Source organism: Pseudomonas moraviensis subsp. stanleyae (genome assembly GCF_036283065.1).
Classification (GTDB): Bacteria; Pseudomonadota; Gammaproteobacteria; order Pseudomonadales; family Pseudomonadaceae; genus Aquipseudomonas; species Aquipseudomonas stanleyae.
Window position 1 is genome coordinate 58,080 of record NZ_JAADJI010000015.1, and the last position, 26,139, is coordinate 84,218.

Consider the following 26,139-nt stretch of genomic DNA (forward strand, 5'->3'; position numbering starts at 1 on the left):
TTCAGTCAGCCTTCTTGGCAGCGGCCTTTTTGGCCTGGGTGATAGGGGTTTTCGGTTCAAGTCGACCGGCAAAGTGCAAGGCACTGGCCTCGACGTCGAGCAGATCGAGTTCTTGACCAACGCTCGACCAGTGCCCACCGCCGGTGGGGAATGGGACGAGCACGGTGTAGGTTTGGCGAGTTGCCATTTTTCGTTTCTCCATAAACGGGAAAGCCCCTCGGAGGGAGGGGCTTTGGCGGGTGTTGAGTGTTTTGACGGGGGTAAAAAAAACCAGGGACGGGTCGGCTAGTAAGTAACAGGACTTTGTGTCTCCGGCCTGAAATGCGGCCAACTTTCCTTGAGCATATCTTCCGAGTAAGTCCCAGCTTCAATGAATTGAAGCAGTTTGAGTTCTCGATCGAAACAAGCTTGGACGTGAGCCCTGACGGCTTTGGCAATCGCTAGAATCTTCAGGGCATCAATTTCCACGAATCCATCGAGCGTTTTGAAGTTGCAACGATACTCAGGATCAAGGATCGCCGAGAGAGCAGCGCCATAGATCAGAGCCGCGCTTTCGCGGGAGGTCGAGACGCCAAGACCCTCCACTGACACGACGGAGTTTTCTCGCTTGTAGCGCTCGGCGGCGACCGACTTGGCATAGTCCGCAGCCGCTTCCGGGAACGCCTCTTTCACTATCTCTTCGCCCACTCGACGCCAGATACCATCGGTTTCTTGCGTCAACCTGATAAACAGCTCCTGGTCAATTTTTACTGCTGACGTGGGGATCTTATGAACTCCCTCGATCAGACAGGTTTGCAAGTTCGCATTTTCGTCAAACAGTGCGTATTTCATGATCTCTCCTTAACTACCCAGCGCGATCCAATGGAATACAGTGACCCCGGGAAACGTATGTTTTCCATAAAATGCATTCAGATTTGAAACACCCACGTCCACATACCCATTCACCGCAGAACCCGGCGTGTAGTTCAACGTAGCGTTCAGGCTGTACATGGCATTTGGGAAAGCGATAGGGAAGGCCGTTGCGATATCCGTACCGCCATTTCCTGAAACTCTTCCCCACTGGATGATCAAACCTCCCAGCCATGAGGGGAAGATGATGTAGCCATTAATGGCTTTGAGGATTTGAAAGCCCCAGCGAAGTTTTTTGGGCGTGACGGTTGTTGTGTCGTTGGCTCCGGTATCCGTCAGTTCTTGGGTGGCAATTTGAGCGGTGCCACGCTTGATTTCAGTCGCTTGTTGAGCCAAAGCGGCTAAATCGGCGATATCAATACTTCCCTGATTGATCGGCGCGTTCCAGGCTTTGATGCACCACATAACGGCAAGGTTGCGGGGACGGGTTTCCGTTCCACCTGCGTTCACTGTCGTGACAACAGTCACCGTCTGCATGGTAGTTCCGGCATCTACAGCGGAAAGAAAAGCACCTGTAGATATCGCTGCAACAGCACCATTGACCTTACCGCCCTGCCATTCGCCTGCCGGATCCAATGTAGCGCCGGTTTCGTCAAAATAACGGTGATTGTGCGCCTTAAAGGATTCTGCCTGGATACTTCCCAAAGCTCGACCAGCATCCACTCCGCGGCCATGATCCCAGCCACGCAGGAACTCCCCACGTGACTCTGGCAAGCGGAAGTTCCCCGCACCCTCGTTACCCTTGTTGTAGGTGGTACCGAGAAGAGCCGCTAGATCAGGATAAGCCGCAATACTCTGCACACTGCCATCCAGCTCCAGATAACCGGGAGCGACGATGCCGGTCGGGAACGCCAGAACAGCCCCCACCGGAACGGCGGATTTCAGCCGTTCGACCTCCTTCGCCAGCGCGGAGACATCAATCGTTCCCTGATTGACCGGGGCGTTCCAAGCTTTGATGCACCACATGACGGCGATGTTGCGGGGGCGTGCCTCTGCGCCACCAGAACTATTGAAGCCTGCCGCGAAATTGGTCATTACGGCCGTATTGCCGTTGTCTACCACTACGGCACTTGGATTGCTGCCGGAAGCATTAGCGAACGCCTGCATGCGGGTGACCGTATGAGCGTGCGATTTGTTGTCGTCGGCCTGCCAGCTGCCAAGGCCACGTCCGGCATCTACCCCCCGCCCATGATCCCAACCCCGCAAAAACTCCCCACGCGCTTCAGGCAGTCGGAAATTACCAACCCCCTCATCCCCCTTGTTGAACTTGCCACCCAAATAAGCGCTCAAGTCCGGGTAGGTCGCGCTGCTCTTGACGCTGTTATCCAGCTCCAGAAAACCCGGCGGTGGCGCATCAACCGGAAACGCCACAATCGATCCCACCGGCAACGCGGAGGCCTTGGCGATCAGTGCTTCAACTTCAGCCTTGGTGTACGAATCCTTGATACCAAAACCGGCCAACGTTTCAGGGTTGGACCCAGCGGTAGCGCGGCCATATTCATCAACCGTCACGCTCTTGTAAGTCCCCGCAGCAATCCCGGTTCGCCCGGCCAGCATCTTGAATGTCAGCGCGGTCGTGCCGAGGGCGATCGGCGCATTTGTGGTCAGGTGCCAGAGCGAATCTCCATTCGCTACGCCCTCCTCCACCATCACAGTCAGGCCTGGGGTGACCTTGGCGCTGCTGTTGGCATCGGTCGCCCGCACCCAGTCACCATTGGCAACAACCCACAAGCCGTTGTCCTTGGCCAGCGTCTGATTCGCAACAAGCACGCGGTCGCCAGCAATCACTGCGACACCGTCAATTTGCTGCGCACCGTTCAACACGATGTTGCTGGATGCAGCAACACGCACCGACTGCTTGCCATCGAGCTTGCCGAGTTCTTCGGCGAGGTAACTCATGACCCAGGCACGCGTGGCCTTAACAACGGTGTCATCAATCAACAACGTCACCAAGGACGCATTACTCGTCTCGAAAATCGAACGAATGTAGAACTCTTTTCCCGAACCCGACGTCGCCAGCACCGGTTTGAACGACTCCGGATATTTAGCGATGGCGTAGAGAATGCCTGTGTCAGTCCACAGTCCCGCTTCACGCACATACCAACCACCAACATCCGGCGGAATGGTCACTTCAGCAAGCAGCCAACTTGGATTTTTCTCGTCCTGGAACAGCGCGTTGAGCGGCCCGCGCCAGACTTCGCGTTTGAGCGCGGTGGCGGTTGCGGCCGGGTTGTAGACCCCGCCCTCACCGCCGTCACCGACGGAAATCTGCGTCAACTTGATCGGCACGCCCGCAGCCTTGCACGCCGTTTCGTAGGCAATCCCTGCGTTGGTGAGCAGGGTGTAATAGTCAGCCATTCAGGCCCCCTGAGGATAAATAGTGGATGTTTCGACGGTGTACAACGCAGCGGCCAGGAACGCCTCGCCAGAGGTTTCAAGGCCTTCGATGAACACCGGATAAACCGTGGTCAGCTCGCCGCAAAATGTCGCGGCGCCGATGACGTGACTGCCGAAGGCGCTCAAGCCAACGGAGACCGTCAGCACATCGCGTTCGCTCTTGGCATCCGCCAGGCGCCGGTCGAGACGGGCGTCGATTTCTTCGCTGTAGGGCTGTTCGCTGAAAGCGCGTACGGAAAAACTGTACGGCGCGCCGGGCGGTGTCTGTTCGTACCAAGCACGGATTTCCGGGCGCAGTTGCAATCCTTTCGCAGCGTTTTCCAGCGCCTTGCGAGTGCCGGCCTGGCGCGCGGTGGGCCAGGCCAGTTCGACGGTCAGGCGCTTCTCCGATTCCGGGGCTTCGGTGCTCCATTCGGCGACGCCGCGATCGGCTGCCAGATACGGCAGGAAAGCCACCGGCGTTTCGCTGGGGTTCATCAGTTCGGGAAACGGTGGTGCGATGCGATCGAGCAAGGCGCCGAAGCCCAGATCCAGTCCGCGTTCGAGGGCCGAGCTGTTGGCGGGGAGCAAGGTCGGCCGCTGAGTTGCTTCACTCATAGCGTCAGCACCTCGACTTCGACCGCGGTGCAATAAGGTGCCTGAAACGCAGTCGTGACGATCGGCGCCAGCGGTTCGAGAATCTGCAGTTGTACTGCCCCGGCGCTGTGCAGCGTGTAGTCGATCCAGCTCGGATCGACCCGACCTTCCAGGCGATGACAACTGTCGGCGTAAGCCTGCAATTGCGCTTGCGCGGCGACCTTGGTCAGGCCCGAATCGGGACCGGAATTGATCTTCGCGACAACGCGGATCTTGTAGCGCTGGATCTCGGCAGCCTTGACGGTGACGAGGTCGGTTTCCGGGCGCACATCCGGTCGGGCAAAATGCTGACGGACGCCTGCGAGCAATGCTTCGGAAGGTGTGCCATCGCCCTCTCGAGAGAGTACGGTGACCTGCACTTGCCCAGGCGCGGTGCGTCGCCCGTTGCCATCCTTGACCTGGGCGGCGAGACCGTCCGGGTTGAAGGTGTAGGTGACGTTTACCACGCCGGAATCAGTAGATTCGACCTGCACCGTTGGCCGCTCGCCGAGGGTGAACACTTCGCGGCGATACTGCATCCGCGATCCCGCCGCCGGCGCATGCGGCGCGAGGTAATAGCGCAGGCGCGCATCGTCATCGCTCTCGTAAATCGCCGGCACCGGTGGGAATGCCGCCGGATCACCGGGATCGAGCAACTGCCGCTCCAGCCCCATGTCCGCCAGCCGCGCATCCAGATTGCTGCCGGTCGCCCACCACGCCAGCATCTGCTTGATGCGTGCGTTGTATTTGCGCTCGTGGGTTTGCAGGCGCACACAGAACGCTTCCAGCGCCAGGGTCAGCAACTCGCTTTGGTTTTCCAGACTGGCCTTGAGTTTCGCGGCACTGGCCGGTGAGCGTGCACCGACGTATTCGATGACGAAAGCCTTGAACTCGGCGAGTAATTCTTCGAACGCTTCGACCGTGATCAGCGCGGGTTCGGCCAATTGGTTCTGGCCGGGGATCAACATGCTCATGTCAGCACCTCGAAGGTTTGTCGACGGTTTTTCCAGGTGCCGGCAAAGCGCAGCAGCAGGCCATCGCCGTGACGGCTGGCGACAATCACTTGCGGCTGAAAATCGTCGATGCCGTTGTGCTGGTTGTAGAACGCCTGCGCAGCGTGGCTCTGTGCCAGAAGCAGAACGTCGTCACCAAGGTTCTGGCCCAGCAGCGTGGGAATCAGCGATCCATATAAGGGTCGCTTTTGCCGGGTGCCGAGCGGCGTGGTCAGGGCTCGGGTCGCGCGCTGCACAAATTGCAGCCAGTCGTCGACCGTGGCCCCGCTGTCTCTATCGATTCCGATCATGGGAGGCTTCTTGAATCAGGGGCTGATGATGCGGCCCTGGTGGTCAACCAAGGGGCCGCTGAAGTGCACGCCCGAGGCGTCGATGCTCAGGCCGACGGCGCCCAGTTGCAGGGTGATCAGTTGTGCAGTCATGGCCAGTCGCGCCGGGCCGATGCTCAGTTCCAGTGCGTCACGAGATCCGTTGAATTGCACCGGGCCGTTTAGCCAATGCAAGCTGTGGCTGGCGTCGTCGTAACCGCTCTCGCTGCCATCCTGATGCACTCGACGGGTCAGCGTCGGCACAGTCGAGGCCGGAGCAAAACGGTCACTGTTCAGGCCGAACAACGCCACACTCTGCGCGCCGCTTTCACCGCTGCCGTAGTTGAATAGCAGGCACTGTTCGCCCACTGTCGGGATGCGCGTTTCACTTTGCGCACCAGCGCTAGGGTTGAAGAACTTGATCGCCGGGGTGAGCAATCCGCCGTGGCTGACCTGGCAAGTGTTGCTCGCGGCGTCAACTGACTGGCAGATACCGATGCGACAGAAACTCTCGGCACGGCGATGCAAGTCTTCGATTTCCGCTTCCATTTCCGCCAGGCGCTCAATGATCGGGCCCAATTGCATGCGCAGTAATGCGTCGAACATCGGTCAGCCCTCCAGCGCGGTGTACTGCTCGGGATCGTCGATATTGCTGACTTCCCAGGTGCGGGCAAATTTGGGCATGCCCAGCGGATCGTCGAGCAGGGTCGGACCGAGGTAGAGGGTCTGCTCGAAGGTCAGGGTCCAGGTTTTGTATTGCTGGTCACCGCGAATGAGTAACGAGGGCAAGCCATCGATATTCGTGGGCAGATCGCATTGGTCGCCGGGCAATCCCCAGCGGTTGTCGGTGATCAGGTTTTTCAGCACAGCGATCAGGTCGCACGCTGCAAAAGCGCTGGCAGAAAGCGCCGGGACGACGTGCAGTGACAACGTCATTACATGAGCGATACGCCCATCAGCGGCGCGCACGCCGGACGCATTTCGGGCAAAGTCAATCAGTACCCATGCCTGAGCGCCGGCCGCTGTGAAATCAGCGTGACTACCGACATTGAGGTTGAGACCGGCGGTGTTGCGCAGTGTCGTCGCGATGGCTGTAAACAGTTGCGACGGCTGCTGGATCGGTGTGGGCATACATGACCTCCTTTTCAATCGTCCACGCGCAGCCCTGCCGACAACATGGCGGCACGGAGAAATATTCAGGGTTAAGGGTGGTCGCGCGGCGGCACTTCGCAGACGCCGATGCGCTTGGCCGCCCAGCGTTCGTAAAGGCCGATGGCGACGTCAGCGCCGGCCATGGCGGTCAGGCAGCCAAACGCCCCAGCGGCCCATATCGACATGCCGGCGGCGTACAGCAGCATGATCGCCGACACGCCGCAGATCATGCAGGCGCCGGAGCGCAGGGCCAGGCGTCGTACCAGCGACCAGCCGCGGGCGCCCTCCTTGTCGGCGCGCCACATCTCGCCGGATACCCCGCCAACGACGGCCAGGAGGATGACCAGCCAGATCGGCATGTCCGCCAACGCTTGTTGCTCGTTTGTCATGTCACGCCTCCGTGGGTGATTGATGAGTGATGGGTTGGGTTCAAACGGTTTCTCTTGAGGCAGGCATTCCAAAAAGCCCGGCGCGGGGGCCGGGCTTTTCAGTAATGCGCTCCAGACTCGGTTACGGCGGGTGCCGAATCAGAACGGCGCGACTGGCCAATTGATCGTGGGGAATGTGTTTTGCTCGGTGACTTGGCTGACCGCAACGAAGTACTGCTTATAGGCGATCAACGCCGACTCGTCCGCTGGAGTGGCGATGCCGAGGTCCGACTTGTATTGCAAAGGGTTAAACATCAACCAGCGCTCGGCTGCATCAAAACGCTGTTGCATGCGACCGGTGGTGATCAGTTGTTGCTCCAGGGGAGTAGCAGCAACATATTCATCTCCAGCGGGGCCCCAGGTGATTTTCATTCCCGACTGAGCAATGTCGTTACCGGTGATGTCCCGCCATGCGGCATAGGGTTCATTTGCCGGCACAGCCGGAGCGGCTCCCTCAGTGTCGACGATTTGAAGAATCACGGTGTAACCCATTACGGTGGTTGTAAGTGCGTAACGATTCATTCCAATTCCCTTTTTTGATGAGTTCTGAGCGAACGCTGTGGTGTATGTCTGTCAGTACGGAGCGACAGGCCAGACCAGTTGATAAAGATTCATTTCGTCTTGCCGGGTTTGTTGTTAGCGATAAACATCGCGATGAAACAGGCAGGCATTCCAAAAAGCCCGGCGCTTGCACGCCGGGCTTTTCAGTAATGCGCTCCTTCGCCTTCCTTCAAATCCTGTTGTCATGAAGGAAGCTGACTTTTCGGCGCTACTGGCGCGGTACGAGTCCATTCAGATTGTTTTTCCGACCGCGGTCCCTGCCCGCCGGATAACTGTTTCTGGTGCTTTACGCTGCACACCCGGGTCAGTTGCCAACCCTCTGAACCGTTGAGGCCGGTTCATCGCTGCCTGTTCTTGTGGAACTAAAGAGCTTGTCTTGCCAGCCGCTTTGTCGAGCGGCTTGGTGGCAAGAATATGCATGGATGCATATACAGTCAATGCGTAAATGCATTTATTTATGCATTAAATTTGCGCATGTGCATGAAAGCCATGCAGGACAAGGGATGGAGGATTTTGTGCGGGCGAAAAAAAACCTGCCGAGCGGCAGGTTTCAGTTGGATCGAAAGGAGTTAGCGGGCGTACATGCCCCACCAGAAGACGTGACCGAGGATGACGATCTGCTCTTCCTGGATTTCCTGGAAGCTGTAGTCCTCATCCGGATGCTCATCGCGATTGAAGCTGCGCAGACGGATGCCGGTGGGCAGGCGATAGAGTTGCTTCACGCGCAACTGGCCGTTGTGATTGATCGCATACAGGTCGCCATCAATGATGTCGCCGATGCCGCACTTGCCAGCGTTGACGCCGACGGTGGCGCCATCACGCAGGACCGGCAACATGCTGTTGCCGCGTACTGTCACGCACTTGGCCTGATCGAACTGCACGCCGTTATGGCGCAGGCTGCGCTTGCCGAAGCGCAGGCTGGAGCGTTCGCTCTCTTCGATGACGAATCTTCCTGATCCAGCAGCCAATTCAACCTCGCGTAGAAAGGGCACGGACACTTCGTCATCCTCGACGGGAGTGTCATCGTCCCACAGCATGATGTCCTTGAGTTCCGCGTGCACATCTTCACGGGCGCCGCTCGCCGTCGATGCGACGTCCGCACGCCCGCGCAACTGATCGGTACTCACATTGAAGTAATCGGCGATCTTCGAGATGTGTTTATCCGAAGGATCGACAATTTTCCCGCTGAGAATCCGCGAGAGCGTTGATTGAGGCACGCCGGTGCGACGGTGGAGCTCCGTGGGGGAGATCCCGTGCTGGTCGAGCAGTGCTCTTAAGACGGAGGAAACGTTGCGTTTTTGCATAACGCGCATAGTGCTTGAAGTTTTTCCCGAAGACAAATGCTGATTTGCATAAATCGTGCATAGATGCACTTTTCTCTGCAAGTAAACGCTCACCCGACCACAGTGCCTGCGTCGGGCAGACCGCCCATGGTAACCTTGCGCCCATCGCGGAAAAGCCCGGCCACTGCCCGCGCTTTGCCCTACATCTTTTAACGAGTTGCCCGACAATCCGATGAATAAAGCCGTCTCCGACCTGTCCTCCCACACTCCAATGATGCAGCAATACTGGCGCCTGAAGAATCAGCATCCGGACCAGCTGATGTTCTATCGCATGGGCGATTTCTACGAGATCTTCTATGAAGATGCGAAGAAAGCCGCCAAGTTGCTGGACATCACCCTGACCGCGCGCGGGCAGTCGGCGGGGCAGGCGATTCCGATGTGTGGGATTCCTTACCACGCGGCGGAAGGTTATCTGGCGAAACTGGTCAAGCTTGGCGAATCGGTAGTGATCTGCGAGCAGGTCGGTGATCCGGCCACCAGCAAAGGCCCGGTCGAACGCCAGGTCGTGCGGATCATTACGCCGGGGACGGTCAGTGACGAGGCGCTGCTGGATGAACGCCGCGATAACCTGATTGCCGCGGTATTGGGCGATGAGCGCCTGTTCGGTCTGGCAGTGCTGGACATCACCAGCGGCAACTTCACTGTGCTTGAGATCAAAGGCTGGGAAAACCTGCTCGCGGAACTGGAGCGGGTCAATCCGGTTGAACTGCTGATCCCGGATGACTGGCCGAAAGACCTGCCGGCGGAAAAACGCCGTGGCGTGCGCCGTCGTGCACCTTGGGATTTCGAGCGGGACTCGGCGCTGAAAAGCCTCTGCCAGCAGTTTTCCACTCAGGATCTGAAAGGCTTCGGCTGCGAGAACCTGACCCTGGCCATTGGCGCTGCCGGTTGCCTGTTGGCCTACGCCAAGGAAACCCAGCGCACTGCCCTGCCCCATTTGCGTAGCCTGCGTCACGAGCGTCTCGACGACACCGTGGTGCTCGACGGCGCCAGCCGGCGCAATCTGGAGCTGGACACTAACCTGGCCGGCGGCCGCGATAACACCCTGCAATCGGTGGTCGATCGCTGCCAGACCGCCATGGGCAGCCGCTTGCTCACTCGCTGGCTGAACCGGCCGTTGCGCGACCTAACCGTCCTGCTGGCCCGCCAGACTTCTATCCGTTGCCTGCTCGACGGCTACCGCTTCGAAAAGCTGCAACCGCAGCTCAAGGAAATCGGCGACATCGAGCGCATTCTGGCGCGGATCGGTTTGCGCAATGCGCGGCCGCGTGACCTTGCGCGCCTGCGTGATGCCCTCGGCGCGCTGCCCGAACTGCAAGTGGCGATGACCGATCTGGAGGCGCCGCACTTGCAGCATCTGGCAGCCACCACCAGCACCTATCCGGAACTGGCGGCGCTGCTGGCCAAAGCCATTATCGACAACCCGCCAGCGGTGATCCGCGACGGCGGCGTGCTGAAAACCGGTTACGACAGCGAACTCGACGAGCTGCAATCGCTGAGCGAAAACGCCGGACAGTTCCTCATCGATCTTGAAGCCCGGGAGAAAGCCCGCACCGGTCTGGCCAATCTGAAAGTCGGCTACAACCGTATCCACGGCTACTTCATCGAACTGCCGAGCAAGCAGGCCGAATCGGCGCCGGCTGACTATATCCGCCGCCAGACGCTCAAAGGTGCCGAACGCTTCATCACCCCGGAGCTGAAAGAGTTCGAAGACAAGGCGCTGTCGGCCAAGAGTCGTGCGCTGGCCCGGGAGAAGATGCTTTACGAAGCGCTGCTCGAAGACTTGATCAGCCAGTTGCCACCGTTGCAGGATACCGCAGGGGCTTTGGCCGAACTGGACGTGCTGAGCAACCTCGCCGAACGTGCGCTGAACCTCGATCTGAACTGCCCGCAGTTCGTCAGCGAGCCGTGCATGCGCATCACCCAGGGTCGTCATCCGGTGGTCGAGCAAGTGCTGACCACGCCGTTCGTGGCCAACGATCTGAGCCTCGACGACAACACGCGCATGCTGGTCATCACCGGCCCGAACATGGGCGGTAAATCCACTTATATGCGGCAGACCGCTTTAATCGTGCTGCTTGCGCATATAGGCAGCTTTGTTCCGGCCGCCAGTTGCGAGTTGTCGCTGGTGGACCGGATCTTCACCCGAATTGGCTCCAGCGATGACCTGGCCGGTGGCCGTTCGACTTTCATGGTGGAAATGAGCGAAACCGCCAACATCCTGCATAACGCCACCGAGCGCAGCCTCGTCCTGATGGACGAAGTCGGCCGCGGCACCAGCACCTTCGACGGTCTGTCGCTGGCGTGGGCAGCCGCCGAACGCTTGGCCCATCTACGCGCCTATACCCTGTTCGCCACGCACTATTTTGAACTGACCGTGCTGCCGGAAGCCGAACCTCTTGTAGCCAATGTGCATCTCAATGCCACTGAGCACAACGAGCGCATCGTGTTCCTGCACCATGTGCTGCCTGGGCCTGCCAGCCAGAGCTATGGCCTGGCGGTGGCGCAATTGGCGGGTGTGCCGAGCGAAGTGATCCTGCGTGCGCGTGAGCATCTGAGTCGTCTGGAAGACACCGCCCTGCCCCACGAGGCGCCGAAACCGGCAGCCAAGGGCAAGCCTTCGACGCCGCAGCAAAGCGACATGTTCGCCTCGCTGCCGCATCCGGTGCTGGACGAATTATCCAAAGTCGACCTCGACGACATGACGCCACGGCGTGCGCTCGAAATGCTCTATGCACTGAAGAACCGGATATAAGCACTGAAGAAGCGGATATAACGCAAATCGCTTCAAGCTGTTAGAATCTCGCGCGGTTCGGGATGCTGCTGGCTCATAGCCTGGTCAGCAGGTATCGCTCCCGAACCTGGCGACCCCAACCGTGAAGGGGCAACGCTGCCGCCGCCTGAGGAGAAAATTAGAAATGACCTTCGTCGTCACCGACAACTGCATCAAGTGCAAGTACACCGACTGCGTAGAAGTCTGTCCGGTGGACTGCTTTTACGAAGGCCCGAACTTCCTGGTGATTCACCCGGACGAGTGCATCGATTGCGCGCTGTGTGAACCAGAATGCCCGGCTGTGGCGATCTTCTCTGAGGATGAAATCCCGGCCGGCATGGAGAACTTCATCGAACTCAATGCCGAGCTGGCGGATGTCTGGCCGAACATCACCGAGAAGAAAGAGTCGCTGCCGGATGCCGAAGAGTGGGATGGCGTGAAAGGCAAGATCAAAGACCTCGAACGCTGATCTACCCTCGCTCGACTTAAAGGCCCCTTGCGGGCCTTTTTGCTTTTTGCAGATTTTACTTTTCTACAGGCGAAAAAAGGGGCGGTATGACCCGCCCACATTTTTTCCCTATTCCCTGTATTCCTTTTCATCTTCCTGATGAATCGCCTCCTGCGATGTCCGTTCCCCTCTTCCGTGAAGGGCGTGTCTGTCCGTCGACACAGTTGAGATATTAGAGAGTTTCCCGAGACGAGCAATTGGCCTCAGGCACGCGCCCGCGTTGTCATAAGCGCATAACATTTACATGAAACCCAATAAAAACAGACGGTTGCGTAATGGAAGCGAACGCAATCGCCTTCCACCGAAGTGTAAAAATAACGAACACTTACGGCACAGTAAGCAAAGGCTTACAGCGCGAGACTACAAATTCAGAAATTGCCAGCCGCTTGTCTGGTGGCTGCCGAAAGCCCGATTAGCCTTGCTCAAAAAACAAAAAGCCCCGGCTGATCAAATCAGCCGGGGCTTTTTGCGGGCGGTCAGGCAAGCGCTTATTGAAACAGCGACTCGCTCGACAGGCCATTTTTCTCAAGGATCTCGCGAAGGCGCTTGAGGCCCTCCACCTGGATCTGCCGTACCCGTTCGCGGGTCAGACCGATCTCCAGACCAACGTCCTCCAGCGTGCTGCTTTCGTGACCGCGCAGGCCGAAGCGGCGAATCACCACCTCGCGCTGCTTGTCGGTCAGTTCCGACAGCCATTGATCGATGCTTTGCGACAGGTCGTCATCCTGCAGCAGTTCGCACGGATCGGTTGGACGATCGTCAGTGAGGGTGTCCAGCAGGGTTTTATCCGAATCCGGACCCAGCGAGACGTCGACCGAAGAAACCCGTTCATTCAGGCCAAGCATGCGCTTGACCTCGCCCACCGGTTTTTCCAGCAGGTTGGCGATTTCTTCGGGTGAAGGTTCGTGATCGAGTTTTTGCGTCAGCTCCCGTGCAGCCCGCAGGTACACGTTGAGCTCCTTGACCACATGAATCGGCAACCGGATGGTCCGGGTCTGATTCATGATCGCGCGTTCGATGGTCTGACGGATCCACCACGTGGCGTAGGTCGAGAAGCGGAAGCCGCGCTCGGGATCGAATTTCTCAACCGCGCGGATCAATCCGAGGTTGCCCTCTTCGATCAGATCCAGCAGCGACAGCCCCCGATTGACGTAACGCCGGGCGATCTTGACGACCAGCCGCAGGTTACTTTCGATCATGCGCTTGCGTCCGGCCGGGTCTCCACTTTGCGACAAGCGCGCAAAATGAACTTCTTCTTCCGGGGAGAGCAGAGGGGAAAAGCCGATTTCGTTGAGATACAGCTGCGTGGCATCAAGTGCCCGAGTGTAGTCGATGTACTTGTGTTGTTTAAGTGAAGCGGAGTGTCTGGATTTGGAACGAACGGAAGGTGGAGCAGCCCCTTCATCATTCGACATCGAAGATTCCGAATCGATGCCGGTCTCCATAAGGAGAACCTCATCGTCGATGTCAAACTCCGGCACTTCTTTACTGAGAGCCATTGTTATAGTCCTTTGGTGAGTTCGACCCCAAGCTCAAGCGACGCCTTTATCCTTGGCAACGCTGGAGCCTGTCCCCTCTACGCGACGGAACAGGCTGGCCTTCAAATCAACGTCTTGGCAGGAACTGCAGCGGATCCACAGGTTTACCTTGGCGGCGAATCTCAAAATGCAGTTTCACCCGGTCTGTACCCGTTGACCCCATTTCGGCAATTGTCTGTCCGACCTTGACCTGCTGCCCCTCCCGAACCAACAGCCTGCGGTTGTGACCGTAGGCACTGACGTAGGTTTCGCTGTGTTTGATGATGACCAATTCGCCGTAGCCCCTTAAGCCACTCCCGGCGTATACGACAGTCCCATCAGACGCAGCTAAAACAGGCTGTCCCAAATCTCCGGCGATATCAATTCCTTTATTCAAACTACCGTTTGAAGAGAATTTTCCAATCAGAACGCCATTAGATGGCCATCCCCAGCCGGTCGGGGCCGGGCCTGCCGGAGGCAGTGGAGCCGGTGCAGGTTTGCTCGCGACGGACGGTACAACCCCTTTGGAACCGGTGGTTGTAGTGGTCGTGGTGCCATTCGCCTGGCGCCGGATTACCGTGGTTTTACTCGACGAGGAAGGCGAAGAACTGGAGTTGCTCACCACCGCCGTTGGTGTTGAACCGCTACGGCCGTCAAAGCGAATTGTCTGACCTGGATGGATCGTATACGGCGTAGGAATATTGTTCCGAGCGGCGAGAGCTTTGTAGTCCCAGCCGTAACGAAAGGCGATCGAAAACAACGTATCGCCGGGACGGACTACGTACTGTCCGGTGGTGACGGTAGGACGTTGCGCCACATTATTGTTGCGGTCAACAACCCGCACGTTGCTCGATTTGGTGCTGGAGCAACCGACCAGCAAGGTGCTCAAGACAAGGCCAGTCACCAGGCGCTGAAAGCTCGTGTTACCCATACGCTGCGCAATGACTGTGAGACTCACCCGCCGCTCCCTTTGTGGTGGCTGAAAATTCTGAATGCCGCACCGCGGCATGAGATGTCGCAAGTATAACGGGCCGAAACGGCTTTACCTTTAATGAAGCGAAATCACCGTGCGCACACGTTTGCCAGTGGCAAGTACGCTGCGTTTAAACTCTGGCTGCCGGTGTAAGACCGGCGCCGTTGAAAGGAATTCAGCGCCTGTTTGCAAATGCTCAGGCCAGTGGCCCGTTAAGCAAAGGCACGAAACGCACAGCGCCCAAAACGTGTCGGGAGAAGCCATGTTCCTCGCGTACGATCAGCATCAGTTGTTGCACTTCACCGGCGCCGACCGGAATCACCATGCGTCCGCCGGGTGCCAGTTGATCGAGCAAGGCCTGCGGGACATCGGTGGCCACGGCGGTGACGATGATGCCGTTGTACGGCGCCAGCGCCGGCCAACCCTCCCAGCCATCGCCCCAGCGAAACACCACGTTACGCAGGTTCAACTCGACCAGACGCTCCTTGGCGCGATCCTGCAGCACCTTGATGCGCTCGACCGAAAACACCCGTTCAACCAGTTGCGACAACACCGCCGTCTGGTAGCCGGAGCCGGTGCCGATCTCCAGCACTTTATCCAGCGGGCCGGCCTCCAGCAGCAGCTCGCTCATGCGCGCCACCATGTAAGGCTGGGAGATGGTCTGGTTGTTGCCGATCGGCAGCGCGGTATCTTCATAAGCGCGATGCGCCAGCGCTTCGTCGACAAACAGGTGACGCGGCGTGCGCCGGATCACTTCCAGCACCTTGGCGTTCGACACGCCTTCTTCGTATAGACGCTGGATCAGTCGCTCACGTGTGCGCTGGGAGGTCATGCCTATGCCGCTGCGCAGGCGGTCGTCATGTTCACGCATCAGCTCAGCCCTCCCAGCCAGCCATCGAGATTTCTGAACGCATCATTGAAGGTGCGATCGAGCTGCAACGGCGTGATGGACACATAGCCCTGCATCACGGCATGAAAATCGGTGCCCGGGCCGCCGTCTTCAGCGTCGCCAGCGGCGGCAATCCAGTAACCGGCCTTGCCCCGCGGATCGACCACTTTCATCGGCGCCGCCGCCCGGGCGCGGTGACCTAGCCGGGTCAACTGGATGCCACGGATATGATCGATGGGCAGGTTGGGAATGTTCACATTGAGTACTGTGCGCGGTGGCAGATCCAGCCCGGCATGGGCCTCGACCAGTTTGCGCGCGAAGTACGCCGCCGTCGGCAGGTTATCCACCTGACGCGAGACCAGTGAAAACGCAAAGGATGGACGCTCAAGGAAACGTCCTTCGAGCGCCGCTGCCACAGTTCCGGAATACAGCACGTCGTCACCGAGGTTGGCGCCCAGGTTGATACCGGAAACCACCATATCGGCCTCGCGTTCCAACAAGCCATTGAGCCCCAGGTGAATGCAATCGGTCGGTGTGCCGTTGAGGCTGATAAAGCCGTTGGCCAGGTATTGCGGGTGCAGCGGACGGTCGAGCGTCAGCGAACTGCTGGCGCCGCTTTTGTCCTGTTCCGGGGCGATAACCACGCATTCGGTGTAATCCGCCAGCGCAGCATAAAGCGCGGCGAGACCGGGCGCGGTTACCCCATCGTCGTTAGAAATCAGAATACGCATGGGCTGTCCGTCTGCCCCACCGGCACCAGATCAACGAGCTCGCGCACCAATACGGTGGCAAAGCATCCGGCCGGGAGGACGAATTCCAGTTGCAGAATGTCAGGTTGGGGATAATGCCACGTCAACCCGCCAATGGGCAGACGCAGGATGCGACGTTCATGGCTCATGCCGGCGTGAATCAACCAGTCGCGCAGATCCGCTTCACGGACGGCGATCCCCTGCTCCAGAGCATGGACAGCACCAGCGGCCGGCGAGTCACCTTCGCCCCACTGCGGACCGGTCGGGTGCAGGTCGAGAATCGCCAGACGCGGGTCGCTGCATTCGGCTTCACCGGCGGGGAAAAAACTGCGGCTGTCGGTGAATGCCAGCAGATCGCCGACCAATGCGGTGTTCCAGCTGCCATCGGCGACGCGCGCCGCCAGCACCTGATTGAAGAGATAACTGCGGGCCGTCGACAGCAAGCGCGAACGCACATTGCGCTGCTCCGGCAAAGCCTTGCGCGCCGCCCACGCCCGCGCATCGACAACGTTGCCGCCGTCATGGCCAAAGCGCTGGGCGCCGAAATAATTGGGGATGCCTTGTTTGGCGATCAGTTGCAGCCGCTGCTCAATGGCGTCTTTGTCGCCATTGAATTGAGTCAGGCGCAAGGTGAAGCCATTGGCCGAATGCGCACCGCGTTGCAGCTTGCGTTTATGGCGCGTGGTCCTGAGGATCTTCAGCGTGTCGTTTTCCGCTGCCGACAGATCCGGATCAGCCTTGCCCGGCAATTGCACGCTGAACCACTGTCGGGTCAGGGCCTGACGATCCTTGAGACCGGCATAGCTGACGGTGCGCAACGGCACGCCCGCGGCCTTGGCAATCCGCCGCGCCGCTTCTTCGGTATTCAAGCCGCGCTTTTCCACCCAGATCCACAGATGTTCGCCGTCACCGCTGAACGGGATATCCAGCACTTCATCGACCTGAAAATCTTCGGCGATGGCTTTCAGTACCGCTGTGCCGAGCGGTGCGCCATAGGCCCGCGGGCCGAGCAATTGCAGGTCATTCATGCGCGCAGCAACAAGGCAACGGAGTGCACGGCGATGCCTTCTTCGCGACCGACAAAGCCAAGCTTTTCGGTGGTGGTAGCTTTGACGTTCACTTGATCCAACTCAACTTGAAGATCCGCCGCGATCAGCGCGCGCATCGATTCTATATGCGGCGCCATTTTCGGCGCCTGGGCAACGATGGTGTTGTCGACGTTGCCGATTTTCCAGCCCTTGGCGTGGATCAGACTGACCACGTGACGCAACAGCACGCGGCTGTCGGCGCCCTTGAATTGCGGGTCGGTGTCCGGGAAGTGTTTGCCGATATCACCCAGCGCCGCCGCGCCGAGCAAGGCGTCGCTCAAGGCGTGCAGCAGGACGTCACCGTCGGAATGAGCGAGCAGCCCGAAGCCGTGTGCAATCTGCACGCCGCCCAGAGTAATGAAATCGCCTTCAGCGAAACGGTGCACATCGTAGCCGTGGCCAATACGCATAAAAAAACGCCCCGATTTTTGTCAGGGCGTGATTCTACCTGCTTTGTCAGACATTAGGCGCCTAGAGCGCGCGCGTGATGCTGCAAGTGGTCGTCAATGAAGCTTGAGATGAAGAAATAGCTGTGGTCGTAGCCCGGTTGCAGGCGCAACTCCAATGGATGCCCCGCTTGTTTTGCGGCGTGTTGCAGGGCTTCGGGTTTGAGCTGGGTGGCGAGGAAATCATCGCGATCGCCTTGGTCGACCAGCAATGGCAACTTCTCTGTAGCATCGGCGATCAGCACACAGGCGTCCCACTCCTTCCACTTCGAACGGTCTTCGCCCAAATAGTTGGAAAAGGCTTTCTGGCCCCACGGGCAATCGATCGGATGGGTGATCGGCGAAAAGGCCGACACCGATTTATAGCGCCCGGGGTTGCGCAGCGCGCAGACCAACGCGCCATGGCCGCCCATGGAGTGGCCGCTGATACTGCGTTTGTCGGAAGCAGGGAAATGCGCTTCAACCAATGCTGGCAATTCCTCCACGACGTAGTCATGCATCCGATAGTGCCGCGCCCACGGTTCTTGCGTGGCGTTCAGATAAAACCCCGCGCCGAGGCCAAAGTCCCAGGCCTTGTCGGCATCGTCCGGGACATCCGCGCCACGTGGGCTGGTGTCCGGGGCGACGATGATCAAACCGAGCTCCGCCGCCATACGCATCGCACCGGCCTTCTGCATGAAATTTTCATCGGTGCAGGTCAGGCCCGACAACCAGTACAACACCGGCAGCTTGCCGCCCTGCTCCGCCTGCGGTGGCAGGTACACGGCAAAGACCATGTCGCAATCAAGCACTTCGGAGCGATGGCGATAGCGCTTGTGCCAGCCACCGAAACTCTTCTGACAGGAAATATTTTCCAGATTCACGGGATTCTCCCTGGCTGTAAGCTGGAAGCCGCAAGCTTCAAGACAAAGCACGAACGCCTTTACTTGCAGCTTTAGACTTGCAGCTCGGAGCTGCTGTTAGAAATGTATGACGGTGCGGATGCTCTTGCCTTCATGCATCAGGTCGAATGCCTTGTTGATATCTTCCAGGCCCATGGTGTGGGTGATGAAGGTATCCAGCGGGATCTCGCCACTCTGGGCCATGTCGACGTAGCTTGGCAATTCGCTGCGGCCACGCACGCCGCCGAACGCCGAACCGCGCCAGACGCGGCCGGTGACCAGCTGGAACGGGCGGGTGGCGATTTCCTGGCCGGCACCGGCAACACCGATGATGACCGACTCGCCCCAGCCTTTGTGGCAGCACTCAAGCGCGGCGCGCATCAGTTGCACATTGCCGATGCACTCGAAGGAAAAGTCGACGCCGCCGTCGGTCATGTCGACGATCACTTCCTGGATCGGACGATCGTAGTCTTTCGGGTTCACGCAATCGGTGGCACCCAATTGCTTGGCGATTTCGAATTTGGCCGGATTGATATCGATGGCGATGATTCGCGCAGCCTTGGCTTTCACCGCGCCAATTACGGCCGACAAGCCGATGCCACCGAGACCGAAGATAGCCACGGTGTCACCCGGTTTGACCTTGGCGGTGTTGAGCACGGCGCCGATGCCGGTGGTGACGCCACAACCCAGCAGGCAGACCTTTTCCAGCGGCGCATCTTTGGAGATCTTGGCCACGGAGATTTCCGGAAGCACCGTGTACTCGGAGAAGGTCGAGGTGCCCATATAGTGGAAAATCGTTTCGCCCTTGTAGGAAAAACGCGAAGTGCCGTCGGGCATCAGGCCTTCGCCCTGAGTCGCACGAATCGCTTGGCAGAGGTTGGTCTTGCCCGATTTGCAGAATTTGCACTGGCCGCATTCCGGGGTGTACAGCGGGATGACGTGATCGCCGACGGCGACCGAGGTCACGCCCTCGCCAATCGCTTCAACAATAGCGCCGCCTTCGTGACCGAGGATCGACGGGAAGATGCCTTCCGGATCTGCGCCGGACAAAGTGTAGGCGTCCGTATGGCAGACGCCGGAAGCGACGACGCGCAGCAGCACTTCACCGGCCTTGGGCATGGCGACATCGACTTCTACGATTTCCAGCGGCTTCTTGGCCTCGAAGGCAACGGCGGCGCGCGACTTGATCATGCTGACTCTCCAGTAAATCCAGTAAATAAAAAAGCAGACAGACAGTGTAGTTCAGCGCGTCCTGAGGAATAATCCGGACGAAAGCAAAACATTATTGCCATGCAGGGATAATCGGAGTGTCGGAAAACCGCTGGGAAGGCATCGACGAGTTCGTCGCCGTCGCCGAATGCAACCAATTCACCGCCGCAGCCGAGCGTCTTGGAGTTTCTTCCTCACACATCAGTCGACAAATCGTCCGGCTCGAAGAGCGTTTGCAGACGCGTCTGCTCTACCGCAGTACCCGTCGGGTAACGCTGACCGAAGCCGGGCAGACTTTCCTGCAACATTGCCAGCGCCTGCAGGACGGCCGCGAGGAAGCCTTGCGCGCGGTGGGCGATCTGACCAGCGAACCGAAAGGCATGCTGCGCATGACTTGCGCGGTGGCCTATGGTGAACGCTTCATCGTGCCGCTGGTGACGCGCTTCATGGGGCTGTATCCGCAGCTGCGCATCGATATCGAATTGAGCAATCGGCAGCTGGATCTGGTGCACGAAGGGCTGGACCTGGCGATTCGTCTGGGTCGGCTACAGGATTCACGCTTGGTCGCGACACGTCTGGCGCCACGACGAATGTACCTGTGCGCGTCGCCGTCCTACCTTGAACGGTACGGGCGCCCACACAGTTTGTCGGAGTTGAGTCGGCACAATTGCCTGATTGGCAGTTCGGATATCTGGCAACTGGAACAGAACGGACGGGAATTTTCCCAGCGGGTGCAGGGCAACTGGCGCTGCAACAGTGGGCAGGCGGTGCTGGATGCGGCACTGCAGGGGGTCGGGTTGTGTCAGTTGCCGGATTATTACGTGCTCGAGCATTTGCACAGCGGCGCGCTGATTTCCTTGCTGGAGGCGCATCAGCCGCCGAATACCGCGGTGTGGGCGTTGTATCCACAGCAGCGGCATCTGTCGCCGAAGGTGCGCAAGTTGGTGGATTATTTGAAGGTGGGGCTGGCTGAAAGGCCGGAGTACAAGCTTTGAGTTATTGGTTGCCTGTGCCATTGCCTTCGCGAGCAGGCTCGCTCCCACAATTGACCGAGTTCGGCAGCTGAATGTATTCCCACTGTGGGAGCGAGCCTGCTCGCGAAGGCAATGGCACAGCGACCACAAACCTCAGCGGCGATTAGCCCAACGCTGGCGCAACCACTCCAGATCTTCCGGCCGGGTCACCTTGAGATTATCCGCCCGCCCTTCGACCAGACGCGGCGCCAGACCGGCCCACTCCATCGCCGAAGCCTCGTCGGTAATCACCGCATCAGCGACCAGACTGTCCGCCAATGCTCGATGCAACGCGCCGAGGCGAAACATCTGCGGCGTATACGCCTGCCAGATCACGCTGCGATCCACGGTTTCGACCACACGCCCGTTTTTATCAACGCGTTTGAGCGTGTCGCGAGCCGGCACCGCCAGCAAACCACCCACCGGGTCATCCGCCAGTTCAGCCAGCAACTTGTCGAGATCGTCGCGACTCAGATTCGGACGCGCAGCATCGTGCACCAACACCCAATCGTCATCGTCGGCACCTAGAGCATGCACATGCAGCAAAGCGTTGAGCACCGAAGCGGAACGCTCCGCCCCACCATCGACCCGCTGAATGCGCGGATCATTGACGCACGCCAGGTTCGGCCAGTAAGGATCATCGACAGCAAGACTGACCACCAGGCCTCTGAGGCTCGGGTGATCGAGGAAACAGCCGAGGCTGTGTTCGAGAATTGTGCGCCCGCCCAGTTGCAGATATTGCTTGGGACGGTCCGCGGCCATTCGGGCACCGACGCCCGCGGCAGGAATCACGGCCCAGAAGGCCGGCAGGGAATCGATCATTGGGCCAACTGGTAAAGGGTTTCGCCGTCCTTGACCATGCCCAGTTCGTGACGAGCCCGCTCTTCAACGGTCTCCATGCCTTTCTTCAACTCGCTGACTTCAGCGTCCATCACCCGGTTGCGCTCCAGCAGGCCTTCGTTCTCGGCATGTTGATCGGCGATCTGCTGTTTCAGCTCGGCGACCTGCGCCAGACTGCCATTGCCCACCCACAGGCGGTACTGCAGACCGGCCAGCAGCAAGAGCAAAACAAGAAACAACCAGTAAGGACTGCGCATCGAATATCAGGTATCCAGTGAAAAAAGACAGCCACGCATCATGTTGCTGCATCTGATAGCACGAAGCCTGGAAAGATCCAGGCTTGTGCTTGAGACATCAGATTAGTGGCAAATCCATCGCTGTCACGACTTTTCCGACACAATCCGGTGTCCTTTGATCAGGTTGCGCTTAACCGCGGAACTCGGCGCGGCCGTTGTACTTGGCCTTGCCGTTCAACTGCTCTTCGATACGCAGCAGTTGGTTGTACTTGGAAACGCGGTCGGAGCGGCACAGCGAACCGGTCTTGATCTGGCCAGCCGAGGTGCCCACGGCCAGGTCGGCAATGGTCGAATCTTCGGTTTCACCGGAGCGGTGCGAGATCACTGCGGTATAACCGGCAGCCTTGGCCATCTGGATGGCTTCCAGGGTTTCGGTCAGGGTGCCGATCTGGTTGAACTTGATCAGGATCGAGTTGGCGATCTTTTTATCGATGCCTTCTTTGAGGATCTTGGTGTTGGTCACGAACAGGTCGTCGCCCACCAGCTGGGTTTTCTCGCCGATCTTGTCGGTGAGGATTTTCCAGCCAGCCCAGTCGGACTCGTCCAGACCGTCTTCGATGGAGATGATCGGATAACGCTCGGTCAGGCCTTTGAGGTAGTCGGCGAAACCTTCAGCAGTGAACACCTGGCCTTCGCCGGACAGGTTGTACTTGCCGTCTTCGTAGAACTCGCTCGCGGCGCAGTCCAGCGCCAGGGTCACGTCGGTGCCCAGCTTGTAACCGGCGTTGGCCACGGCTTCGGAGATCACTTTCAAAGCGTCTTCGTTGGACGCCAGGTTCGGTGCGAAACCGCCTTCGTCGCCAACGGCAGTGCTCAGGCCACGGGCCTTCAGCACAGCTTTCAAGTGATGGAAAATCTCGGTCCCCATGCGCAGACCTTCCGAGAACGACTTGGCGCCTACTGGCTGCACCATGAATTCCTGGATGTCGACGTTGTTATCGGCGTGCTCGCCACCGTTGATGATGTTCATCATCGGGACCGGCATCGAGTACACACCCGGGGTGCCGTTGAGGTTGGCGATGTGCGCGTACAGCGGCAGGTCCTGGTCCTGCGCAGCCGCCTTGGCCGCAGCCAGGGACACGGCGAGGATGGCGTTGGCGCCCAGGGTCGCTTTGTTTTCGGTACCGTCGAGCTTGATCATCGCCTGGTCGAGGGCTTTCTGGTCGCTCGGGTCGGTGCCCAGCAGCAGATCGCGGATCGGACCGTTGATGTTGGCTACCGCCTTGAGCACGCCCTTGCCCAGGTAACGGCTCTTGTCGCCATCACGCAGCTCGAGTGCTTCACGCGAGCCAGTGGATGCACCGGACGGCGCGCAGGCGCTGCCGATGATGCCGTTGTCGAGAAGCACGTCCGCTTCCACGGTGGGATTGCCACGGGAGTCGAGAACTTCACGACCTTTGATGTCGACGATTTTTGCCATTGTTGTAAACACTCCAAAGTTGACGAAAACGACGCAGCTAGAGGAAATCTTGATCGTCGGCAAGCGAAGTACAGCGGGCAGACTTGCAGACGACAACGCTCACGCCCGAGGGCATGAGCGACAAATCGTGCGGTACTTTACCGGAGAATCGAGCGTTACGCGGTTTCTACCGTCGGAAAACTCTTCACCAGTTCGTCCAGAGCTTTGAGCTGGGCCAGGAAAGGCTCCAGTTTGTCCAGACGCAAGGCGCAAGGGCCGTCGCATTTGGCGTTGTCCGGATCCGGGTGCGCTTCAAGGAACAGACCCGCCAGCGACTGGCTCATGCCGGCCTTGGCCAGATCCAGAACCTGGGCACGACGACCACCGGCGGAGTCCGCACGACCACCAGGCATTTGCAGCGCGTGGGTCACGTCGAAGAACACCGGGTATTCGAACTGCTTCATGATGCCGAAGCCGAGCATGTCGACCACGAGGTTGTTGTAGCCGAAGCTCGAACCGCGCTCGCAGAGGATCAACTGATCGTTACCGGCTTCCACGCACTTGTTCAGGATGTGCTTCATTTCCTGAGGCGCGAGGAACTGGGCTTTCTTGATGTTGATCACAGCATTGGTTTTGGCCATCGCGACGACCAGATCGGTCTGGCGCGACAGGAAGGCCGGCAGCTGGATGATGTCGCAGACTTCAGCGACGACCGCGGCCTGATCCGGCTCGTGGACGTCGGTGATGATCGGCACGCCGAAGGCCTGTTTGATGTCCTGGAAGATGCGCATGCCCTCTTCCAGGCCAGGACCGCGATACGAGGTCACAGAAGACCGGTTGGCCTTGTCGAAGCTGGCCTTGAACACGTACGGGATGCCGAGTTTTTCGGTGACCTTTACGTACTCTTCACAGACCTGCATGGCCATGTCACGGCTTTCCAGCACGTTCATGCCACCGAACAGCACCATGGGTTTGTCGTTGGCAATCTCGATGTCGCCGACGCGGATGATCTTCTGTGCCATCGGGTTACGCCTTCTTCTGGTGTTGAGCCAACGCGGCTTTGACGAAACCGCTGAACAGCGGGTGGCCGTCGCGTGGGGTCGAGGTGAACTCAGGGTGGAACTGGCAGGCGACGAACCATGGATGATCCGGCGCTTCAACCACTTCGACCAGCGCAGCATCGGCGGAGCGACCGGAGATTTTCAGGCCGGCTTCGATGATCTGCGGCAGCAGGTTGTTGTTCACTTCGTAACGGTGACGGTGACGCTCAACGATCACGTCCTTGCCGTAGCAGTCGTGCACTTTGGAGCCCGGCTCGAGCAGGCAATCCTGTGCGCCGAGGCGCATGGTGCCGCCCAGATCGGACGCTTCGGTACGCACTTCGACAGCGCCGGTGGCGTCTTCCCACTCAGTGATCAGGCCGACAACCGGGTGGCCGCTGGCACGATCGAACTCAGTGGAGTTGGCATCTTTCCAGCCCAGCACGTTACGAGCGAATTCAATGACCGCCACTTGCATGCCGAGGCAGATACCCAGGTACGGAACCTTGTTTTCGCGAGCGTACTGAACGGCAGTGATCTTGCCTTCCACGCCACGCAGACCGAAGCCGCCCGGTACCAGAATCGCATCGACACCTTCGAGCAGCGCAGTGCCCTGGTTCTCGATGTCTTCGGAATCGATGTAGCGCAGGTTGACCTTGGTGCGGTTGCTGATACCGGCGTGACTCATCGCTTCGATCAGCGACTTGTAGGCATCGAGCAATTCCATGTACTTGCCGACCATGGCGATGGTCACTTCGTGTTCCGGGTTCAGCTTGGCGTCGACTACTGCGTCCCATTCGGACAGGTCAGCGCTGCCGCATTGCAGACCGAAACGCTCGACGACGAAATCGTCCAGACCCTGCGAGTGCAGGATGCCCGGGATCTTGTAGATGGTGTCGGCGTCTTCCAGGGCGATCACCGCACGTTCTTCAACGTTGGTGAACTGCGCGATCTTGCGACGCGAGGAGACGTCGATCGGGTGATCGGAACGGCATACCAGCACGTCTGGCTGCAGGCCGATCGAACGCAGTTCCTTGACGGAGTGCTGGGTCGGTTTGGTCTTGGTTTCGCCGGCGGTGGCAATGTACGGCACCAGCGTCAGGTGCATCAGCATCGCGCGCTTGGCGCCGACTTCGAAACGCAGCTGGCGGATGGCTTCGAGGAACGGTTGCGACTCGATGTCACCGACGGTGCCACCGATTTCGACCATCGCCACGTCAGCGTCACCGGCACCCTTGATGATGCGGCGCTTGATTTCGTCGGTGATGTGCGGGATCACCTGGATGGTTGCACCCAGGTAGTCGCCACGGCGCTCTTTGCGCAGCACGTGCTCGTAGACGCGGCCGGTGGTGAAGTTGTTGTTCTGGGTCATGGTTGTGCGGATGAACCGCTCGTAGTGCCCCAGATCCAGGTCGGTCTCGGCGCCGTCGTGGGTGACGAACACTTCACCGTGCTGGAACGGACTCATGGTGCCTGGATCGACGTTGATGTACGGATCCAGCTTCAGCATGGTGACCTTAAGCCCCCGCGCCTCCAGGATAGCCGCCAATGAAGCCGAGGCAATGCCTTTCCCCAATGAAGAAACAACACCGCCCGTGACGAATATGTAGCGCGTCATGAAAAACCCTAGAAGTCTGCGTTAAAGCGGAACGAGCCGCCGGGGAAAGCGAAGGAAGGCCGAAGCCCCCGATCACCTGCATTAATCACAGTGCACCTTTCGAAAAAACCGCCGCGTTGTGACAGACCGGCAGATGAAACACCGGTACGTTGCTCGCTACACATTTTTTGGAAT

27 protein-coding genes are annotated in these 26,139 nt (G+C 59.0%); 3 read left to right on the forward strand and 24 right to left on the reverse strand.

Features of this window, described 5'->3' with window-relative positions:
- Position 1: 1 nt before the first annotated feature.
- The 11 genes from GXB78_RS25130 to GXB78_RS25180 all read right to left on the reverse strand — a co-directional run bounded on the left by GXB78_RS25130 (position 2) and on the right by GXB78_RS25180 (position 8,687).
- Positions 2-187 carry a hypothetical protein gene (locus GXB78_RS25130; RefSeq protein ID WP_039762525.1) on the reverse strand — a complete coding sequence of 62 codons (186 nt, stop codon included), beginning with the start codon at positions 185-187 and terminating at the stop codon, positions 2-4.
- A gap of 98 nt (positions 188-285) precedes the next feature.
- On the reverse strand, positions 286-831 hold the full coding sequence (locus GXB78_RS25135; RefSeq protein WP_329517445.1) for a DUF4376 domain-containing protein: 546 nt from the start codon (positions 829-831) through the stop codon (positions 286-288).
- A 9-nt stretch (positions 832-840) separates the two neighbouring features.
- Positions 841-3,267 (reverse strand): phage tail-collar fiber domain-containing protein, encoded by a 2,427-nt coding sequence (locus tag GXB78_RS25140; RefSeq protein ID WP_329517446.1) that lies wholly within the window; start codon positions 3,265-3,267, stop codon positions 841-843.
- Entirely contained in the window at positions 3,268-3,903 is a 636-nt protein-coding gene (locus tag GXB78_RS25145; protein ID WP_329517447.1) for a phage tail protein I, read from the reverse strand.
- On the reverse strand, positions 3,900-4,895 hold the full coding sequence (locus tag GXB78_RS25150; RefSeq protein WP_329517448.1) for a baseplate J/gp47 family protein: 996 nt from the start codon (positions 4,893-4,895) through the stop codon (positions 3,900-3,902). The genes GXB78_RS25145 and GXB78_RS25150 overlap by 4 nt, the downstream gene beginning before the upstream one ends.
- Positions 4,892-5,224, reverse strand: coding sequence for a phage baseplate protein (locus GXB78_RS25155; protein ID WP_329517449.1), 333 nt, complete (start codon positions 5,222-5,224; stop codon positions 4,892-4,894). Before GXB78_RS25155 ends, GXB78_RS25150 begins: the two co-directional genes overlap by 4 nt.
- Before the next feature lie 15 nt (positions 5,225-5,239).
- A complete protein-coding gene (locus GXB78_RS25160; protein ID WP_329517450.1) occupies positions 5,240-5,848 on the reverse strand; it encodes a phage baseplate assembly protein V in 609 nt (202 codons plus the stop codon).
- Positions 5,849-5,851: 3 nt separating this feature from the next.
- Positions 5,852-6,373: a hypothetical protein gene (locus GXB78_RS25165; protein WP_329517451.1), complete on the reverse strand. Its 522-nt coding sequence runs from the start codon at positions 6,371-6,373 to the stop codon at positions 5,852-5,854.
- Positions 6,374-6,444: 71 nt separating this feature from the next.
- Complete coding sequence (locus GXB78_RS25170; RefSeq protein WP_056783240.1) at positions 6,445-6,783, reverse strand: phage holin family protein; 339 nt, start codon at positions 6,781-6,783, stop codon at positions 6,445-6,447.
- A gap of 138 nt (positions 6,784-6,921) precedes the next feature.
- Positions 6,922-7,344, reverse strand: a complete 423-nt coding sequence (locus GXB78_RS25175; RefSeq protein WP_329517452.1) for a tail fiber assembly protein — start codon at positions 7,342-7,344, stop codon at positions 6,922-6,924.
- A gap of 608 nt (positions 7,345-7,952) precedes the next feature.
- Positions 7,953-8,687: a LexA family transcriptional regulator gene (locus GXB78_RS25180; protein WP_329517504.1), complete on the reverse strand. Its 735-nt coding sequence runs from the start codon at positions 8,685-8,687 to the stop codon at positions 7,953-7,955.
- 211 nt (positions 8,688-8,898) lie between these two features.
- On the opposite strand from GXB78_RS25180, the gene mutS reads away from it, so the two are divergent.
- Together mutS and fdxA are read left to right on the forward strand one after the other, a co-directional pair.
- Positions 8,899-11,481 (forward strand): DNA mismatch repair protein MutS, encoded by a 2,583-nt coding sequence (gene mutS / locus GXB78_RS25185; RefSeq protein ID WP_329517453.1) that lies wholly within the window; start codon positions 8,899-8,901, stop codon positions 11,479-11,481.
- 163 nt (positions 11,482-11,644) lie between these two features.
- Complete coding sequence (fdxA, locus tag GXB78_RS25190) at positions 11,645-11,968, forward strand: ferredoxin FdxA (protein WP_329517454.1); 324 nt, start codon at positions 11,645-11,647, stop codon at positions 11,966-11,968.
- 527 nt (positions 11,969-12,495) lie between these two features.
- Here the strand turns inward: fdxA and rpoS are convergent.
- The 8 genes from rpoS to GXB78_RS25230 all read right to left on the reverse strand — a co-directional run bounded on the left by rpoS (position 12,496) and on the right by GXB78_RS25230 (position 19,741).
- On the reverse strand, positions 12,496-13,506 hold the full coding sequence (rpoS, locus tag GXB78_RS25195) for an RNA polymerase sigma factor RpoS (protein WP_329517455.1): 1,011 nt from the start codon (positions 13,504-13,506) through the stop codon (positions 12,496-12,498).
- 106 nt (positions 13,507-13,612) lie between these two features.
- Positions 13,613-14,482: a peptidoglycan DD-metalloendopeptidase family protein gene (locus tag GXB78_RS25200; RefSeq protein WP_329517456.1), complete on the reverse strand. Its 870-nt coding sequence runs from the start codon at positions 14,480-14,482 to the stop codon at positions 13,613-13,615.
- 211 nt (positions 14,483-14,693) lie between these two features.
- On the reverse strand, positions 14,694-15,329 hold the full coding sequence (locus tag GXB78_RS25205; protein ID WP_174823965.1) for a protein-L-isoaspartate(D-aspartate) O-methyltransferase: 636 nt from the start codon (positions 15,327-15,329) through the stop codon (positions 14,694-14,696).
- A gap of 38 nt (positions 15,330-15,367) precedes the next feature.
- Entirely contained in the window at positions 15,368-16,117 is a 750-nt protein-coding gene (surE, locus tag GXB78_RS25210) for a 5'/3'-nucleotidase SurE (protein WP_329517457.1), read from the reverse strand.
- A complete protein-coding gene (truD, locus tag GXB78_RS25215) occupies positions 16,105-17,163 on the reverse strand; it encodes a tRNA pseudouridine(13) synthase TruD (RefSeq protein ID WP_329517458.1) in 1,059 nt (352 codons plus the stop codon). The genes surE and truD overlap by 13 nt, the downstream gene beginning before the upstream one ends.
- Positions 17,160-17,633, reverse strand: coding sequence for a 2-C-methyl-D-erythritol 2,4-cyclodiphosphate synthase (gene ispF / locus GXB78_RS25220; protein WP_253499599.1), 474 nt, complete (start codon positions 17,631-17,633; stop codon positions 17,160-17,162). Before ispF ends, truD begins: the two co-directional genes overlap by 4 nt.
- Positions 17,634-17,686: 53 nt before the next feature.
- The gene (gene fghA / locus GXB78_RS25225) at positions 17,687-18,532 is read right to left on the reverse strand and encodes an S-formylglutathione hydrolase (RefSeq protein ID WP_329517459.1); all 846 of its coding nucleotides are present in this window, start codon (positions 18,530-18,532) and stop codon (positions 17,687-17,689) included.
- A gap of 96 nt (positions 18,533-18,628) precedes the next feature.
- Positions 18,629-19,741 (reverse strand): S-(hydroxymethyl)glutathione dehydrogenase/class III alcohol dehydrogenase, encoded by a 1,113-nt coding sequence (locus tag GXB78_RS25230; RefSeq protein WP_329517460.1) that lies wholly within the window; start codon positions 19,739-19,741, stop codon positions 18,629-18,631.
- Positions 19,742-19,857: 116 nt separating this feature from the next.
- Here GXB78_RS25230 and GXB78_RS25235 point away from each other — a divergent pair, with 116 nt between their 5' ends.
- Positions 19,858-20,754 carry a LysR substrate-binding domain-containing protein gene (locus tag GXB78_RS25235; RefSeq protein WP_056783227.1) on the forward strand — a complete coding sequence of 299 codons (897 nt, stop codon included), beginning with the start codon at positions 19,858-19,860 and terminating at the stop codon, positions 20,752-20,754.
- A 132-nt stretch (positions 20,755-20,886) separates the two neighbouring features.
- Here the strand turns inward: GXB78_RS25235 and ispD are convergent, their stop codons facing one another.
- The 5 genes from ispD to GXB78_RS25260 form a co-directional block, all read right to left on the reverse strand.
- A complete protein-coding gene (gene ispD / locus GXB78_RS25240; protein WP_329517461.1) occupies positions 20,887-21,594 on the reverse strand; it encodes a 2-C-methyl-D-erythritol 4-phosphate cytidylyltransferase in 708 nt (235 codons plus the stop codon).
- Positions 21,591-21,869, reverse strand: coding sequence for a cell division protein FtsB (gene ftsB, locus GXB78_RS25245; protein ID WP_007964293.1), 279 nt, complete (start codon positions 21,867-21,869; stop codon positions 21,591-21,593). The genes ispD and ftsB overlap by 4 nt, the downstream gene beginning before the upstream one ends.
- Before the next feature lie 169 nt (positions 21,870-22,038).
- Positions 22,039-23,328 (reverse strand): phosphopyruvate hydratase, encoded by a 1,290-nt coding sequence (eno, locus tag GXB78_RS25250; protein ID WP_041478121.1) that lies wholly within the window; start codon positions 23,326-23,328, stop codon positions 22,039-22,041.
- Between the two features lie 155 nt (positions 23,329-23,483).
- Positions 23,484-24,329 carry a 3-deoxy-8-phosphooctulonate synthase gene (gene kdsA, locus GXB78_RS25255; protein WP_016985082.1) on the reverse strand — a complete coding sequence of 282 codons (846 nt, stop codon included), beginning with the start codon at positions 24,327-24,329 and terminating at the stop codon, positions 23,484-23,486.
- A gap of 4 nt (positions 24,330-24,333) precedes the next feature.
- The gene (locus GXB78_RS25260; protein ID WP_016771462.1) at positions 24,334-25,965 is read right to left on the reverse strand and encodes a CTP synthase; all 1,632 of its coding nucleotides are present in this window, start codon (positions 25,963-25,965) and stop codon (positions 24,334-24,336) included.
- Between the last annotated feature and the right edge of the window lie 174 nt (positions 25,966-26,139).